Origin of the sequence: Acinetobacter sp. Ag2 (assembly GCF_001005515.1) — a bacterium.
Taxonomy (GTDB): domain Bacteria; phylum Pseudomonadota; class Gammaproteobacteria; order Pseudomonadales; family Moraxellaceae; genus Acinetobacter; species Acinetobacter bereziniae.
The window spans coordinates 48946-64269 of record NZ_LBNA01000051.1 but is presented as its reverse complement, the minus strand read 5'-3'; the positions used below and the strand labels follow the sequence as shown (position 1 = coordinate 64269).

The following is a 15324-nucleotide window of genomic DNA, read 5'->3' as shown; positions in this document are numbered from 1 at the left end:
TTACTCATGAATTTACAAAATCCAAAAAAATTCAAAATGCTTTTAGACCAAGCACATGAAACAGCTGTTAATGTATTACGTCCAATTTCACGTAAATACGATAAAGCAGAACATGCCTACCCAAAAGAGTTGGATATGCTTGCCTCTTTACTCGATGGTATGAATGATGGGGGCGATGGCTTAAATGCTGGTGCTGCAATCAACAAACGTGGTGACCATGACAACAGCAATAAAAATGGGACCAATATGTCAACCGCCTTAGGCATTATCGAAATGTGCTATGGCGATACTGGTTTACTTCTGTCTATGCCACGTCAAGGTTTAGGAAACTCTGCGATTGCTGCGGTTGCCAATGATGAACAACTAGAACGCTTTAAAGGTACATGGGCAGCAATGGCGATTACTGAACCGGGATGCGGTTCAGACTCCGCTGCTATTCGTACCACTGCGACACAAGACGGTGACGAATATATTCTCAATGGTGAGAAAATCTTTGTAACTTCAGGTGAGCGTGCAGATTCTGTGGTGGTCTGGGCAACATTAGATAAAAAATTAGGTCGAGCTGCGATCAAATCTTTTGTTGTGCCTAAAGGTACACCGGGGATGAAAGTTGAACGCTTAGAACATAAACTCGGAATTAAAGCATCAGATACGGCTGCAATCAGTTTTATTGATTGTCGAGTACCTGCCGCAAATTTACTAGGCAATGCTGAAATTGATGTCGCAAAAGGCTTTGCAGGGGTAATGGAAACCTTTGATAATACTCGCCCTCTGGTCGCAGCAATGGCTGTAGGTTGTGCCAAAGCATCTTTAGAGCGAATCAAGGAAATTTTTAAAGATGAACTTGATGCTGACTATGCCACACCATATTTACAGAGCTCCAATTTAGCAGCGCAAATTTATCGAATGGAAGCAGAATGGGAAGCTGCTCGTTTACTCACCATTAAAGCCACTTGGATGGCGGATAATAAAAAACCCAACTCACGCGAAGCCTCAATTGCCAAAGCTAAAGCTGGACGTATTGGCAATGAAATTACATTGAAATGTGTAGAACTCGCCGCAAGTGTGGGCTATAACGAAGATGAACTGCTTGAAAAATGGGCACGTGACTCAAAAATTCTCGACATTTTTGAAGGTACACAACAAATTCAACAGTTGATTATTGCCCGTCGTGAATTAGGAAAATCATCCAGTGAACTGAAATAGTTTCGAATGGTTGATCAAACCTCAACTGCTATAGTTTTGATCAATTAAATTATCAACTGATCACAAAAGGTAGAATTTTTGCTATAAAAATTCTACCTTTTTATTTTCATATTCTTATGTATCAAATTCGAACTATATACATACAAGATAATGCTGCGATTGCACAAGTCATTCGGGAGGTATCTAAAGAATTTGGTCTTGCACCTGAGTCTGGCTTTGCTGTTGCCGACCCTATTCTGGATGATTTATATCAAGTATACGCACAAGACAATGCACAATATTGGGTGATTGAGGATGGCAATGGTCGAATCGTTGGCGGTGGCGGTATTTCACCGTTACAGGGCGATTCCTCTATTTTAGAAATTCAAAAAATGTATTTTTTACCCGAACTTCGTGGTCTTGGATTTGCAAAAAAGATCCTTGAACAATGTTTTGAGTTTGCTCAACATCATGGTTTTCAAGCCTGTTATTTAGAAACCACTGAAAACCTGTGGCAAGCGGTAAAACTCTATGAAAAATTAGGCTTTGAGCATTTGCCCGCGCCTAAAGGCAACACAGGTCATAGTCATGCTTGTGAAGTTTGGATGCTTAAAACATTTGGACCTAGCACTTAATTCACTTTAGTCGTATTTTCATTGCTTTAAAGTCATTGGACAATGCCAAGATTATAATCGTTTAAAAACTGAAATGTATTTTTTAATGCGACTTAAAAAAATGAATCCTTGGCAAAACAGTCATTGAAATTGCATAACGGTAATTTACAATGAAAATGTTTAGATAATTTAATTTTTATACTTAGAAATTCATGATTTATAAGTATCTTGTGAAATTAAGGGAATGTATAAACAATGTTGTATTTGGAAGATTTAAACGTAGGTGATCATTTTAAAAGTCGTGAATACGAAATGACTTTGGATGAAGTTTTAGAGTTTGCACATAAGTATGATCCGCAAGTATTCCATACCGATGCAGAAAAAGCCAAAGATCATCCTATTTTTAAAGGATTAGCCGCAAGTGGCTGGCATACATCGGCGGTCACCATGCGACTCTGGACTGAATGCTTCCCTGTTGCATATGGACTGATCGGTTCAGAGTCCAGCTTACGATGGCCCAGACCTACACGAGTTGGCGATCGAATTCATGTCGATGTTGAAATTGTTTCGATTACCCCTTCTAAAACTAAAAATGATCGTGCTATTGTGACCTATATCACACAAGCTAAAAACCAAAATGATGATGTATTACTTATTTCAACCACCAAAATCGTGGTATTTAAACGTAATTTTGATGCGCATTTATCCTAAATTTGTCTTACAATATTTAAGGGTTTTTCCATATCATGACAATATGATGAAACAAGTAAAAGCAATGTTCAGAGCAATGGAAAGCACATGAAAACAGTCTCAGCTCGCCAAGATCAGGGAATTCCTGGTGTTTATGGACTATTATTATTAGATATCGTTTCACGTTGGGGATATAGTGCAGAAACATTATTTGCACCGTTTAACTTTACCAGTGAACAGCTCGCAGAACCAGAGTGTCGAATACCTACACCACTTGCCAATGAGCTCATTAAACATGCGCTGAAACTGACAGGCGAAAGCACATTAGGCTTTCATCTCGGAACACAGATGCGTATTTCGATTCATGGCTTTATTGGCTATGCCATCATGACTGCCAATGACATTACTGATGCATTGGTACTGGCAAACCGATTTATTCAATTGCGTATGCCCTTTTTGCAATTGTACTTCTCTACATTCGGTGAAAAAGCCACTTTACAGTTGCAATGTGATATTGAAATCGAACCTTTGCGTACTGAAATTGTGATGGGTCTGACTTTTGGGATCATGACCATGGCAAAGGCATTAACTGGAATTAATGACCTGCATGGTGATATTGATTTTGACTTTCCAAAGCCAGAAGGTTTTGACAAATACATTGAAAAACTGTCAAAGCAATATACTATGCGTTTCGAACAGCCACACTTAATTGCCAGTTTTGACAAAGCCTATTTGGGTTTAAAGATGGTCAATGCTGACCCGATTGCCAGTCAAATTGCCATTAACCAATGTGAAGCAGAACTTTCCGCTTTAGGCGAAAGACGCCGTTTGGCAATGCGTGTGCGTGATATTTTAACTCATTCAGAACAGCATTATCTCAGTATCGAAAATGTTGCAGACCGTCTGCATATGTCTGATCGCACCTTAAAACGTCAATTGGCAGCTGAAGGAACTTCTTTTTCAACATTGGTTGACGAAGTTCGTTACCGTCACGCAACTTCGTTACTTTCACGTACCGACTATACCCTTGAGCAAATTGCTGATGAACTTGGCTACAGTGATGTAGCAAATTTTAGTCGTGCATTTAAACGTTGGAGTGGACGCAGTCCTAGCAGTTGGCGTAAAGATCCGTACTTATAATATGCTTTGCACTGATTATTGATTTATATGAATAAGTTTATCAGTATCTCTGCTTTTTGTTTTGTTTAAAAAAACGGTATAACTCGTGGCAAAAATAAATGGATTAATGGAGTCATTATGAATCATCCTTCTGATTTGAAGTATGCAGCAACACATGAATGGGTAAAAATTGAGGGTGATCTCGTGATTACCGGTATTTCAGATCATGCTCAAGATGCTTTGGGTGACCTTGTTTATGTTGAAGCTCCAGAAGTAGGTAGCCGTGTAACTGCTGGCGCTCAGGCAGGTGTTGTTGAATCAGTGAAAACTGCTTCTGATATTCATGCTCCTGTCTCAGGTGAAGTGGTCGAAGTAAATACCGCGCTTGAAGATGATCCAGATTTTGTCAATGATGACCCATATAGCAAAGGTTGGATTTATAAGATTAAACCAGACAATATCGCTGATGTTGAAAAGTTACTCAGTAACACTGAATATGAAGCTGGGCTTTAATTTTCAAATTTTAACTGTACCAATAAAAAGATCAGAATATTCTGGTCTTTTATTTTTCTTAAATTAGGTGACATAATTTGTTATTTTCTTAGGTCTAATCTGGTTAATACTGGATATTCTCTAAAACAACCATCAGATATAATTAACTTTTTTCTAATTTTCGCCATATATTTCATTTTAAGCATATTTACTTTTTAAAAAAATCTATATATAAATACAACAATATTAATACAATTAACTCATATTTTCATAAAGGAAATAAAATGCTAAAGCAAATCAGCCTATTTTTTGTATTTTTTCTTGTATTTAACTCTTTATCCCTTGCTTCAGAAGATATATTTGAGAGAAAAATTCTTAGTATTGGATGCCATAATGTTGATAGTATTTGCTATGTTACAGTGAATGGTGAAAGTTTTGGTTCTACACTTGGCTGTAATTACACCACCACAAACCAATTTCGGTTTGATGCCTCCACGCCAATTGGTAAAAGAACCTATGCTTAATTATATGGAGCTTTTTTAACAAAAAAAATTATATCTGCTCATTTAGCTGGATGTTCATCAGATGGCAGACCCTCTATTGTTTGGTACGAGATTTACTAAAAATGAAAAGAATAATTTCTTTAATCGTTACAATATGTATATGTAATTTATCATTTGCGCAAGTCGATTGCGGACCTTACAGAGTTATGCAAATTCAGACCCAAGATACTGATTTGTTAGTATTACTAAAATCTCAAAATGGCCAAGAGTCTTGGAAACAAATTGGACCTTGGTCAAAACCATCTACAAAACCATATTTAGCAATTCTCATGCAAGCTTATGCATTGAAAAAGAATATCAATTTGCGCTATATAGCTGACAATTATAATTGCGATGAAACTGATTATATAACTGTTCCATGGATGGTTAGGATGTCATAATTTATTGAAATTGTAGAAGTGTATATAGATCGTTGTTATAAAGTTTGTAGCTCATCAGTAGCTATTATCATGTAAAATAAGGTGATAAAAATGAAAAAAATTATCTTTTTACTGCTCATTCTGCTTAACCAATCTGTTTTTGCTGCAAGTTGTACTGGGAAAGTAAGTGGTGTATCTGTAAATCCTCGTACAGGTGGACTTTTAGCCAACACTGTAGGTGGTCTAAGTAGTCCTGTATTATGTAGTACGTCAGTGACTTGGAATGAAATTCCACCATCTAATTGCAGTAAACTATTTGCTGTATTACTTACTGCTCAAGTTACTAATAAAACTGTAACATTAATTTTTTCTGGTCCACAAAGCTGTTCAGACTTTCAACCCTGGGCTTTAGCAGAAGGGTTTTATCACTATATTTTAAATGATTAATTAAATACGAATTGAATTTAAACTCAATCAATAGCGTTAAAAACATAGGTAAATCAATGAAGAAAATATTATTACTAACAATTTTAGTTACCCAGCAAATTTTTGCAGAAGAAACATATGTTTCTGGAAGAATTTCTGATATTACAAGTATAACTGAAGGATTACTGATACGCTTAGAAACTAGAGAGGTTCCTAGAATTTGCGAAAATAGAAATCCTTGGGGTTACTTGATCATCCCACAAGCAAGAAAAACAATCCTAGCAACAACCTTAATGAACTGGGGCAGAAATAAACAACAGGTAACTCTATATGTCGATGAAAATCAAGGTAGTGCATCTTTTTGCACAATTAAACAAATTGATCATAAAGATTAACTATAATTGATATTACTTAAAACTCACTATTTATCCCACCATAAAAATATGGCGGGATTTTAAAAGAACATTTTGTTTAGACATACAATTTAATTTATATCTACGCCGAACACGCCAAAGTCTTTTCAGAAAGTTGTTCAGCCACATCTAAAAGCAACTGCTCAGTTTTGCTCCAACCTAAACAGCCATCCGTAACAGATTGACCATAGGTCATATCACAAGAAATTTTTTGATTGCCATCAACCAAATGACTTTCCAACATCACACCACGAACATGAGTTAAATGTCTTTCTTCAATAATTTGCTGTAAAACCAACGGTTGCTTTAAAGGATCTTTACTGCTGTTACCATGACTACAGTCAATCACCAGCGCAGGTAATTTTCCTTGATGCTGATGGCGGATCTGCTGAATCGATGCAGCATCATAATTGGTTCCCTTGTTAGAACCACGCAAGATGATATGCGCCAAAGGATTGCCCTGACTATGTACAATACACGGTGTACCTTTTTGACTCATGGCAAGGAATTGATGGGCATGGCTTGCAGATTGGATTGCATCTAAAGCAATTTGAATCGAACCATCTGTACCATTTTTGAAGCCGATACTGAAAGGCATGTGACTTGAAATTTCACGGTGAATTTGTGACTCACTGGTACGAGCACCAATCGCACCCCAAGCCAACAAATCATCAAAATAAGCTGTTGCCATCGGGCTTAAAATTTCGCTGGCAATCGGTAAACCTTTTTCAATAATTTGCAAATAAAGTTGGCGTGACTTCTCTAAACCCAGTTGCATATTGGCAGACCCGTCTAAGTGAGGATCATATAAAAAACCTTTCCAGCCCACTGTTGTACGTGGCTTTTCAATATATGCACGCATCACTAAAAAAATATGATCTGAAACTTTTTCTTGGAGTTGAATTAAACGATCTGCATATTCAAGTGCAGATTTTTCATCATGAATTGAGCATGGACCTGTGATCACAAGTAAACGATGATCTAAACCATTGAGAATGTTTTGAATTGTTTGACGTTGTTCAGCAACTTGAAAAGCAAGTTTATGTTGTAATGGGAATTTTTCTTTTAACTCATAAGGCAAAGCTAACTGAGTTTCTATCGTTTGATTTTGTTGTAAAGCGATATTTAGAGCATTCATAATGTATTCCTTTGGACTCTCACTCAGTCCTAACTTTTATTTGAGCGTATGGGATCTATTCAAATGGGCAATCAAATTGTTCATTTGACCAAAGTAAAACCAATAAAAGTTGCTAAAATATACAGCGTTAAATTTCATCATGACATTCTCCAAAACTTTAAATTCAATCTATCTTAAAAGGTTAATATATAGGCATAAAAAAACCTGATCAGGGTTGCCGATCAGGTATTAACTTTGATGGGCAACCATTTCAGTGCCCGAACGACTTCAGGCAACTATCTAAAGAATTGCCAAAAATAATAAGAAGTAGCGATTACAGGTTGCTTTAACATCTTTATGTCGTTCATAAAAATCTATCTTGAATTCACAATACTCGCTGTGCCATGACTTTTCAAGCTCTTTTTAAAAATATTTTGATTTTATATAAATGCGCTGAATAAACTAAATTAAATATGCATTTAATGATACATGTCCGGCGAAACGAGAATCTGTTTGCCTAACATTTTTTGTACTTGATCTGCGTTGATCGCTTGGCTAAATAAGAAACCTTGCCCGAATTTGCATCCTATCGCGATTAAACTGTCCAATTGTTGTGTGGTTTCAATTCCTTCAGCGACAATATCTAGTGATAAAATTGGACCAAGCTTGGCAATTCCTTCAACGATCGCTTTGATCGAATCTTCCTCATGCATACGATTGACAAAATTATAGTCAATCTTCAGGCTATCTACTGGATAATCGCGGATATGTGACATTGAGGAATGCCCTGTCCCAAAATCATCTAAAGCAATACGAACCCCTGCATGTTTAAGTTTTTTTAATGCCCGAACCACATATTCATAACCACGATCTGCAAGTACATGCTCCGTTATTTCAATTTCAATCAAATGTGCCGGAATTGCATAGTTCGTCAGTCGTTTTAATAAAGTTTCGGCATAATTATCTCGCATAAACTCTACAGGCGATGCATTAATCGAAATGGGAACAACCTTTAAATCTAGGTTCATCCAATGCGACATATCGGTAAAAATACGATCATGCATAATTTCACTGATTTTGGTGGCCAATTCAAAATCATTAAACGCCTCTGCTACTGTAGAGGGGAAATAGACCTCTCCTTCTACATCTCGCCACCGCAATAATGCTTCAAAGCCAATAATTGAACAATCATCCAGTTTTACTTTAGGCTGGTAAAATGCCTCAACCTGATTACTTCGTATCATGTATCGTGCAGTATGTAATTGTTTAGCTTTACGTTGTGCAGTCTCCAACATATCAGCCCCAAACATACGCACACCACCACGCCCACGCTCTTTTAAGTCATTCAATGCTGTATCGGCACATTTTAAAAGACCAGATCCATCTTTAGCATCATCAGGGTAGATTGCTCCACCAATACTCATACCGCCGTTTAATAACTTACCAGTATAAGTAATTGGCGCTTCTAATTGTTTTAATAATTTTTTTGAGACTGTTTCAATTTGCTGATTGTTTTCTACATTTTCAATCACCACAGCAAACTCATCCCCACCCAGTCTCGCAATATAGGCATGTTCATCAAGACAATTGGCTAGTCGTTTCGATAAAACTTTGAGTAAATGATCCCCTGCTGAATGCCCTAAAGTATCATTAATGTGTTTAAAATGATCGAGGTCAAGTAACAATAATCCAATTTTGCCACGGGAATCTCGAGCTTTGCTGATCGAAGATTTTAGCCTTTTTTTGAATACACGACGGTTCATCAAACTCGTCATTTCATCAAATTCACTGTTTAATCGTAGCTTTTCTTCAGCAATGCGTTGTTTCGTAATATCTCTTGATACACACAAAATACTGGTCGTTTGCCCTTGTGCATTGACAATAGGCGTCAATATATTGTCCCAATACATGGTGACATTATTTAAAATACTCTTTCCAGCAAATCGGGCATTTTTTCCTTTAGCCGCTTCTTTGATTGCTTTTTTACCTTGCTCACGCACTTCAGGGGGCAACAATCCCAACCATTCCATACCAAAACTTGTGACTTTTTCTTGTCCGAGTAGTGCGAGACTGCCCGATTTATTCATGTGTGAAACATAACCATCTGGGCTAATGATTTTGATACAATCAACACTCGCATCGAGCATGTCAGTATTGGCTTTTAATAATTGTTGAGTTTCCTTTAACTTTGAAAGGCGCTCATGAATATTGCTACATGTGATTGTCCAATCAAAATATTTCTTTTGATATAACGCACTTTGTGCATTCAATAAAAACCATTGATATACACCATCATGGCGTCGGATACGGCATTCTTGTTCAAAACGCAGACCTGTTTTGTGTGCTTTCATCCAAATGTTTTGCATCAGCGCTCTATCTTCTGGATGTAAAAACTCCATCCATTGATAAGCGTCAATGTCATTATGATCAATTCCGAAATATTGTTTTAAAGCGGTATTACAATAGCCTTCACCAAATTTAGTCATCCAAATTAAATGTGGAACTTGGTCTAAGGCAAACTTAACTTCATTTGAAATTTGCACACACTGCGGCTTTATAGAATTCCGAGACGACCCCACCTGATTTATATTTCGATCATAAGGTAAATATGCGCCAGCCATAGATTAATCCTATAATATCAGTGCAAATTCAATATAAACTCTTTTTCTAGATGATATATTTTAGCCACATGTTTATTTTGCAATCATTAACAGAAATGTTAACCCTTTCATTTATCAGAAAATAAATTGAATCAAGTCACATTTATAATAAAAGAGTGCAAAATTATAGACAAATTTATCAATAAAATCTATGTTTAAATTATTGTCTACTATTTTTCTAATTTATCTTCATCAGATTAACACTGACATGTTTATTCACAATAATCAATTGAAGTTTGTCGGATAATATTTGGGACAATTGACTATTGTTTAAAATCACTTTTTTTATTATTTAAAATAATTTAGCGGCAACTTCAAGTATCGAACCCCGTTACTTTCAGCTTCAGGAAATTTCCCTGCATCCATATTGATTTGGATCGCAGGAAGAATCAATTTAGGCATGGATAAGCTAGCATCACGCTGTTCACGCATATGAATAAATGCCAGTTTTGTGACACCGCTATGGATATGAATATTTTCTTGGCGTTGAGTTTTAAGATCCGTTTGGCAAGCATAGTCTGTACGTGACTCAGAAAGATAGTCATGGCATAAAAAAATGCGAGTATCATCAGCTAATTTAAAAATCTGCATGACAGAATCATAAAGTTGTGCCGCACTACCTTTTGGAAAGTCACAACGAGCAGTACCATAATCTGGCATAAACAATGTATCACCAACAAATGCCGCATCTCCGATCACATAGGTTAAACATGCAGGAGTATGACCAGGTGTCGGAATATTATAAGCCTCTAATTGACCTATTTTAAAAACTTCATGATCTTTAAATAAATAGTCAAATGACTGATGAGAGTTTAATGCCTTTATATCCAGATGATAAATTTGGCTAAAAGTATCCTGTACGATAGCAATCTTTTCACTCATTGCAATTCGTCCACCAAGCTTTTGCTTTAAGTATTGTGAAGCCGTTAAATGATCAGCATGTACATGTGTTTCCAAAATCCACTCAACACAAAGTTGATGTTGTTGAATATATTCAATGATTTGATCTGCATGCGTGGTGCTGGTGGTCGCTGATGCTGCATCATAATCCAATACACTGTCAATAATTGCACAACATTTGCTTATTGGATCAGTCACAACATAACTGAACGTATTGCTGTTTTCATCAAAAAAATCTTGAACAATTGGATTCATCACCCACTACACTCCTACAACCTTACGGTGAATAAGGACACCAGCCAACATTGCGATAATAAAGTACAGTGCGGGATAAACACCTGCGCCGATCAAAGTAAATGCAGGAGCTGGACATATACCTGCGATTCCCCATCCTATTCCAAAAAGCACAGCGCCGAGGATCAACTTTGTATCGATTTTCGTATTGATCGGTAAGTCAATTTTTTCATTAAATAAAGTGACTGGCTGACGTTTCACCTTCTGAAATGGTAAAAATGCGACCATGATCGCGCCAATCATGACAAAAGCCAAACTTGGATCCCAATGACCAAATATATCTAAAAAACCAATCACTTTTGCAGGATTCGACATGCCTGAAAGCATGAGACCAATTGCAAATAAACCACCAAAAACAAAAGCAAATATATTTTTCATGTTCATGCTCCCAACACATGACGCATCACATAAACAGTCATGAACCCTGCCAGCATAAAAGTACAGGTTGCAACGAATGAGCGTTTAGATAAGCGACTAATCCCACAAATACCGTGTCCACTGGTACAGCCTGAACCCAGTCGCGTACCAAATCCAACCAAAAGACCTGCAATGATCAATAAAATTGGATCTGTAGTCATCATTTCAATTTGTGGATGAACCATAGAATTATAAAAAAATGGCGTAATCAACAAACCTAATAAAAACCATAATGCAGGCGTTTTTAACAGGGTTTTAGGATCTAATACTTGTGCAACTAAACCACTAATACCCGCAATACGACCATTCACCAATAAATAGCCGACAACAGCCAGCCCAAGTAAAGTGCCACCAATGAAAGCAAGGATAAAGTCATGCATCATTTTAAACCCAAACAATATATGTTTTTATAATATATGTTTTTCTAATTTATTCAATATCATTGTTGTATATCGATATAAAATTTTCTGCAAACCCATGAATAATATAAATTTTAAAAATTAAGCGCTATGAGTTTGACTAGACCAACTCATAACTCGCTGATACATTGACAGATCTTTGAATGAAAAATTGAATACAGAATCATTCTTCATTAAATTCATTCAATACTTTATCAACAAACCATTTGGGAAAATAATGGACAGCTGGATTTAATTTTAATTCTTCGGCATTCTCAATTTCAGCAATAAAAGAAGCTTTTTCACCATCACTTGAATTATCAAAAATATATGCGCGATCAGAAACCTCAATAGCAGGCATCAATAAATCTAAACTGCGATAGTATCGTTCATAGATCTTGTGTTCTGGAACATCATGTCCACCGGCATAAACACGATACTTAACACGTGCAATATTTATTTTAGGATCTACTGTCGCAACATAATATAAATATGTTTTGAACCCTTGACGTTTTGCTTCACCTAAGAATTCGACTTTACTGGCATGTGACATCACTGTTTCAAATGTAAAGCTTATTTTGAGCTTTAAAAACTCCATTCGAATAAAATCAATGATGCGCGCACAAAGATATGAATCTATTTCATCTAATTCAAAAACAATCACTTGATCATGTATGATTTTAGGTTGAGTGAATAATAGAGGTACTAATGTTTCATTTCTTTTACGTTTATTTTGTTTTAAAAACGTCAATAAGGCAGGAGCTGATAAAGCTGCATGGTAATCACTTAAACAGAGTTGCTGAGTAGCAAGCAACTGTTTTTCCAATTCATCAGCATTTAAATACGCTCCAATTTGATTCGGAGCCAAATAGTCTTTGATGGTACTTTTACCTGATCCATTCGGACCAGCAAACATTCTTATTCGTGGTGGTCGCATGTAAAAATTATGCCAAGACCTCTTGTTTCTTTTTACGCTTTAAAACACTACGTTTTAATTTAGGTAATATATATGCTGTAGATAAATCTTGAATAACGGTGACTTCACCATGCAATTGTTGAACAAGTTGTCGATCTTTAACATAGGTGACACCCGCATCAGACAAACTCGCCTGCCTAAATGCATCATGAAATGCATCAATAGCAAGCATTGGAATTGTTGCTTCTTCCCGTAATGAAGTTTTCATGACTGTAAATTGACTCATGGAAAAATCCCCAGTCTGTTTGCGTTGTTTTCGTTATCATAACATAAGACGTATTTTTGTCTATTTATTCAACATCTTTCATACATGTCAAAATGCGGCTAAATATTGTATAAATATCAACATGTATATATTTATAAAATTGATTTAGAAATTCACGAAAAAACATATGTTCGAACCCATGCGACATGCTTGGACACAGTTATACTAAGCCAAACCATGATGGAAATGTTTTATGCCCAACGATCTTAAAATTGATGTCATGCGTGACTCTGCCTCATCAGTTGTTACAATCCTAAAATCTTTGGCGAATACTGATCGTTTACTCATTTTGTGTCATTTGGCTCAACAAGAGTTGAATGTTTCACAAATTGAAGAACATACTCAAATTAATCAACCAACACTCTCACAACAATTAATGATGTTACGTAAAAGTGATGTGGTTGCGACACGTAGAGATGGAAAACAGATTTATTATTCGATTAAAGATGACAAACTCACCACTGTTTTAAAAATGCTGTATGACCTTTACTGTCCTAAAATTTAAACTTTTTCTATAATTTTAAAAATAAAAACAGAAACTTATCTCTTAAGCACTTATTGTCGCTATTTTTCTTAGCATTTTTTCTGCATAATATATATGAAAATGTGATATTGAAAATCCAATGGCTACTCCTAGATTGCAATTTAGTAAAATGCTTCCTGCTTGGCAATGGTTACAAGACTATACTGTTCCTAAATTTCGAGCCGATTTACTCGCCGCTTTAATCGTTATTGCCATGCTGGTTCCCCAAGGAATGGCATATGCAATGGTTGCAGGCTTGCCTCCAGTCACGGGGTTATATGCCAGTATTTTACCGATGATCATCTACGCCATCGTTGGCGGAAGCCCAACTTTGTCCATTGGTCCTGTTGCACTGATTTCGATGATGACCTTTGCAACGCTTGAACCTTTGTATGAGGTTGGATCACCTGTTTATATTCAAGCCGCATGCTTATTGGCAATTTTAGTCGGCATACTTTCGACATTACTTGGCATTTTTAGGTTTGGTTTTTTAATTCGTTTAATCAGCCATCCTGTAATTAAAAGTTTTATTATCGCCTCTGCTGTGTTGATTGCACTTAGCCAAGTGAAGTTTATGTTGGATATTCCACTAAAATCAGGAAATATCGTTGAGTTTATCCAAAGTGCTTGGCAATATCTTCGATTTACCAGTATTGAAACTTTAGTTTTTGGTATCGCTGCAACACTGTTTTTGCTCTATATGCCAAACCTTTTGAAGTCAAAAATCTGCCATACCTTTTCAACTTCTGTACAATTTTGGATCAAGGCACTCCCTCTTATACTGGTATTTATTTCAATTGCATTGATTCATTTTTTACATATAGATCAATATGGAATTAAAACTGTAGGTGAAATTCCTTCAGGATTTCCACCGTTTGCCATGCCTTACTGGAACTGGGATTTAGTGATTCAGCTTCTGCCTGGTGCAGCCATGATTACAATGGTCAGTTTTGTAGAATCTATATCCATAGCTCAGACAACTGCCTTTCAACAACGTAGTGAATTAAATAGCAATCAAGAGCTTATAGCCTTAGGTCTTGCCAATTTTAGTGCTGGTGTTACCTCGGCATTTCCTGTGACGGGTAGCTTATCCCGTACTGTAGTCAATGCAGATGCTGGTGCAAAAACACCGATGGCTGGAGTTTTATCATCTATTTTTATTGTTATTGTCAGTTTATATCTTACAGGATTATTTAAAGAGTTGCCTCTAGCAATTCTTGCAGCAACCATTATGGTGTCGATTTGGAAGTTAGTCGATTTTAAGCCGTTTATTGAAACTTGGCGCTATTCAAAAGCAGATGGTCTTGCAATGTGGGTGACCTTTTTTGGCGTATTGTGTATCGACATTTCTACAGGTCTAATCATCGGCATTATTTCGACATTCATTTTGTTATTGTGGCGAATCAGTCGCCCACATATCGCTGTGATTGGTCTAGTTGAAGGTACTCAACACTTTCGTAATATTTCCCGCCATGAAGTGCTGACCAGTACCAATATTGTCTCAATCCGTATAGATGAGAATTTAACTTTTTTAAATGCTAATACTTTAAAAGAATTTGTGATTTTTGAAGTCAGTCAACATCCTGAACTGCATCATGTTGTGATTAATTGTTCAAGTATCAGCAATATTGATGCAAGTGCTTTAGAAACATTGGAAGAAATCAATAATGAATTAAAGAATTTAAAAATTCAGATGCATTTTACTGAGATTAAAGGTCCAGTTATGGATCGTTTAAAACAGTCGAATTTAATCAATGAACTGAGTGGGACAGTCTATTTAACGCATTACCAAGCAATGCATGCCTTAGATGCTCAAACTTTCAGATAAAAAATCATTTAATTTGTCAACAATTTTTAATATGATTGCTGAAAAAGCTATATATTTTTTAATATCTTAATTTTTATGGTGAAAA

General features: G+C 36.2%; 18 protein-coding genes. 11 read left to right on the top strand and 7 right to left on the bottom strand.

What is annotated here, in order from left to right:
• The first annotated feature begins 6 nt into the window (after positions 1–6).
• From AAV97_RS12135 to AAV97_RS12100, 9 genes are all read left to right on the top strand, one after another.
• On the top strand, positions 7–1206 hold the full coding sequence (locus AAV97_RS12135) for an acyl-CoA dehydrogenase family protein (RefSeq protein ID WP_005031685.1): 1200 nt from the start codon (positions 7–9) through the stop codon (positions 1204–1206).
• Positions 1207–1322: 116 nt separating this feature from the next.
• Positions 1323–1820 carry a GNAT family N-acetyltransferase gene (locus tag AAV97_RS12130; protein WP_046760696.1) on the top strand — a complete coding sequence of 166 codons (498 nt, stop codon included), beginning with the start codon at positions 1323–1325 and terminating at the stop codon, positions 1818–1820.
• A 234-nt stretch (positions 1821–2054) separates the two neighbouring features.
• Positions 2055–2510, top strand: a complete 456-nt coding sequence (locus AAV97_RS12125) for a MaoC family dehydratase (protein ID WP_046760695.1) — start codon at positions 2055–2057, stop codon at positions 2508–2510.
• 87 nt (positions 2511–2597) lie between these two features.
• Entirely contained in the window at positions 2598–3629 is a 1032-nt protein-coding gene (locus AAV97_RS12120; protein ID WP_004830660.1) for an AraC family transcriptional regulator, read from the top strand.
• Positions 3630–3746: 117 nt separating this feature from the next.
• Positions 3747–4121, top strand: a complete 375-nt coding sequence (gcvH, locus tag AAV97_RS12115) for a glycine cleavage system protein GcvH (protein ID WP_046760694.1) — start codon at positions 3747–3749, stop codon at positions 4119–4121.
• Between the two features lie 263 nt (positions 4122–4384).
• Entirely contained in the window at positions 4385–4624 is a 240-nt protein-coding gene (locus AAV97_RS20910) for a hypothetical protein (RefSeq protein ID WP_228136547.1), read from the top strand.
• 101 nt (positions 4625–4725) lie between these two features.
• A complete protein-coding gene (locus AAV97_RS12110; RefSeq protein ID WP_046760693.1) occupies positions 4726–5043 on the top strand; it encodes a hypothetical protein in 318 nt (105 codons plus the stop codon).
• Positions 5044–5133: 90 nt separating this feature from the next.
• Entirely contained in the window at positions 5134–5469 is a 336-nt protein-coding gene (locus tag AAV97_RS12105) for a hypothetical protein (protein WP_046760692.1), read from the top strand.
• Between the two features lie 56 nt (positions 5470–5525).
• Positions 5526–5843: a hypothetical protein gene (locus AAV97_RS12100; protein ID WP_046760691.1), complete on the top strand. Its 318-nt coding sequence runs from the start codon at positions 5526–5528 to the stop codon at positions 5841–5843.
• A 100-nt stretch (positions 5844–5943) separates the two neighbouring features.
• Here AAV97_RS12100 and AAV97_RS12095 read toward each other — a convergent pair whose 3' ends face one another.
• From AAV97_RS12095 to AAV97_RS12065, 7 genes are all read right to left on the bottom strand, one after another.
• Positions 5944–6999: a 3-deoxy-7-phosphoheptulonate synthase gene (locus AAV97_RS12095; protein WP_046760690.1), complete on the bottom strand. Its 1056-nt coding sequence runs from the start codon at positions 6997–6999 to the stop codon at positions 5944–5946.
• Positions 7000–7457: 458 nt separating this feature from the next.
• Complete coding sequence (locus tag AAV97_RS12090; protein WP_046760689.1) at positions 7458–9599, bottom strand: EAL and GGDEF domain-containing protein; 2142 nt, start codon at positions 9597–9599, stop codon at positions 7458–7460.
• A 327-nt stretch (positions 9600–9926) separates the two neighbouring features.
• Positions 9927–10793: an MBL fold metallo-hydrolase gene (locus AAV97_RS12085; protein WP_009586875.1), complete on the bottom strand. Its 867-nt coding sequence runs from the start codon at positions 10791–10793 to the stop codon at positions 9927–9929.
• 6 nt (positions 10794–10799) lie between these two features.
• Positions 10800–11210, bottom strand: a complete 411-nt coding sequence (locus AAV97_RS12080) for a DUF6691 family protein (RefSeq protein WP_005031691.1) — start codon at positions 11208–11210, stop codon at positions 10800–10802.
• A gap of 2 nt (positions 11211–11212) precedes the next feature.
• Positions 11213–11629 (bottom strand): YeeE/YedE family protein, encoded by a 417-nt coding sequence (locus tag AAV97_RS12075; RefSeq protein WP_034708834.1) that lies wholly within the window; start codon positions 11627–11629, stop codon positions 11213–11215.
• Positions 11630–11831: 202 nt separating this feature from the next.
• On the bottom strand, positions 11832–12584 hold the full coding sequence (locus AAV97_RS12070) for a zeta toxin (RefSeq protein ID WP_081409746.1): 753 nt from the start codon (positions 12582–12584) through the stop codon (positions 11832–11834).
• A gap of 7 nt (positions 12585–12591) precedes the next feature.
• Positions 12592–12849 (bottom strand): hypothetical protein, encoded by a 258-nt coding sequence (locus AAV97_RS12065; RefSeq protein ID WP_009586913.1) that lies wholly within the window; start codon positions 12847–12849, stop codon positions 12592–12594.
• Positions 12850–13081: 232 nt separating this feature from the next.
• Between AAV97_RS12065 and AAV97_RS12060 the strand changes: the two genes are divergently transcribed.
• Entirely contained in the window at positions 13082–13393 is a 312-nt protein-coding gene (locus tag AAV97_RS12060; RefSeq protein ID WP_004830638.1) for an ArsR/SmtB family transcription factor, read from the top strand.
• 118 nt (positions 13394–13511) lie between these two features.
• Positions 13512–15239: a SulP family inorganic anion transporter gene (locus tag AAV97_RS12055; protein ID WP_005031695.1), complete on the top strand. Its 1728-nt coding sequence runs from the start codon at positions 13512–13514 to the stop codon at positions 15237–15239.
• Positions 15240–15324: the final 85 nt, after the last annotated feature.

Excerpts from the sequence above, each read along its gene's own strand:
- AAV97_RS12120 (WP_004830660.1), top strand. The coding sequence starts at position 2,598 with ATGAAAACAGTCTCAGCTCGCCAAGATCAGGGAATTCCTGGTGTTTAT.
- AAV97_RS12070 (WP_081409746.1), bottom strand. The coding sequence starts at position 12,584 with ATGCGACCACCACGAATAAGAATGTTTGCTGGTCCGAATGGATCAGGT.
- AAV97_RS12110 (WP_046760693.1), top strand. The coding sequence starts at position 4,726 with ATGAAAAGAATAATTTCTTTAATCGTTACAATATGTATATGTAATTTA.
- AAV97_RS12130 (WP_046760696.1), top strand. The coding sequence starts at position 1,323 with ATGTATCAAATTCGAACTATATACATACAAGATAATGCTGCGATTGCA.
- AAV97_RS12105 (WP_046760692.1), top strand. The coding sequence starts at position 5,134 with ATGAAAAAAATTATCTTTTTACTGCTCATTCTGCTTAACCAATCTGTT.
- AAV97_RS12065 (WP_009586913.1), bottom strand. The coding sequence starts at position 12,849 with ATGAGTCAATTTACAGTCATGAAAACTTCATTACGGGAAGAAGCAACA.
- AAV97_RS12080 (WP_005031691.1), bottom strand. The coding sequence starts at position 11,210 with ATGAAAAATATATTTGCTTTTGTTTTTGGTGGTTTATTTGCAATTGGT.
- AAV97_RS12060 (WP_004830638.1), top strand. The coding sequence starts at position 13,082 with ATGCCCAACGATCTTAAAATTGATGTCATGCGTGACTCTGCCTCATCA.
- AAV97_RS12075 (WP_034708834.1), bottom strand. The coding sequence starts at position 11,629 with ATGCATGACTTTATCCTTGCTTTCATTGGTGGCACTTTACTTGGGCTG.
- AAV97_RS20910 (WP_228136547.1), top strand. The coding sequence starts at position 4,385 with ATGCTAAAGCAAATCAGCCTATTTTTTGTATTTTTTCTTGTATTTAAC.
- AAV97_RS12085 (WP_009586875.1), bottom strand. The coding sequence starts at position 10,793 with ATGAATCCAATTGTTCAAGATTTTTTTGATGAAAACAGCAATACGTTC.
- gcvH (WP_046760694.1), top strand. The coding sequence starts at position 3,747 with ATGAATCATCCTTCTGATTTGAAGTATGCAGCAACACATGAATGGGTA.
- AAV97_RS12055 (WP_005031695.1), top strand. The coding sequence starts at position 13,512 with ATGGCTACTCCTAGATTGCAATTTAGTAAAATGCTTCCTGCTTGGCAA.
- AAV97_RS12100 (WP_046760691.1), top strand. The coding sequence starts at position 5,526 with ATGAAGAAAATATTATTACTAACAATTTTAGTTACCCAGCAAATTTTT.
- AAV97_RS12135 (WP_005031685.1), top strand. The coding sequence starts at position 7 with ATGAATTTACAAAATCCAAAAAAATTCAAAATGCTTTTAGACCAAGCA.
- AAV97_RS12095 (WP_046760690.1), bottom strand. The coding sequence starts at position 6,999 with ATGAATGCTCTAAATATCGCTTTACAACAAAATCAAACGATAGAAACT.
- AAV97_RS12125 (WP_046760695.1), top strand. The coding sequence starts at position 2,055 with ATGTTGTATTTGGAAGATTTAAACGTAGGTGATCATTTTAAAAGTCGT.
- AAV97_RS12090 (WP_046760689.1), bottom strand. The coding sequence starts at position 9,599 with ATGGCTGGCGCATATTTACCTTATGATCGAAATATAAATCAGGTGGGG.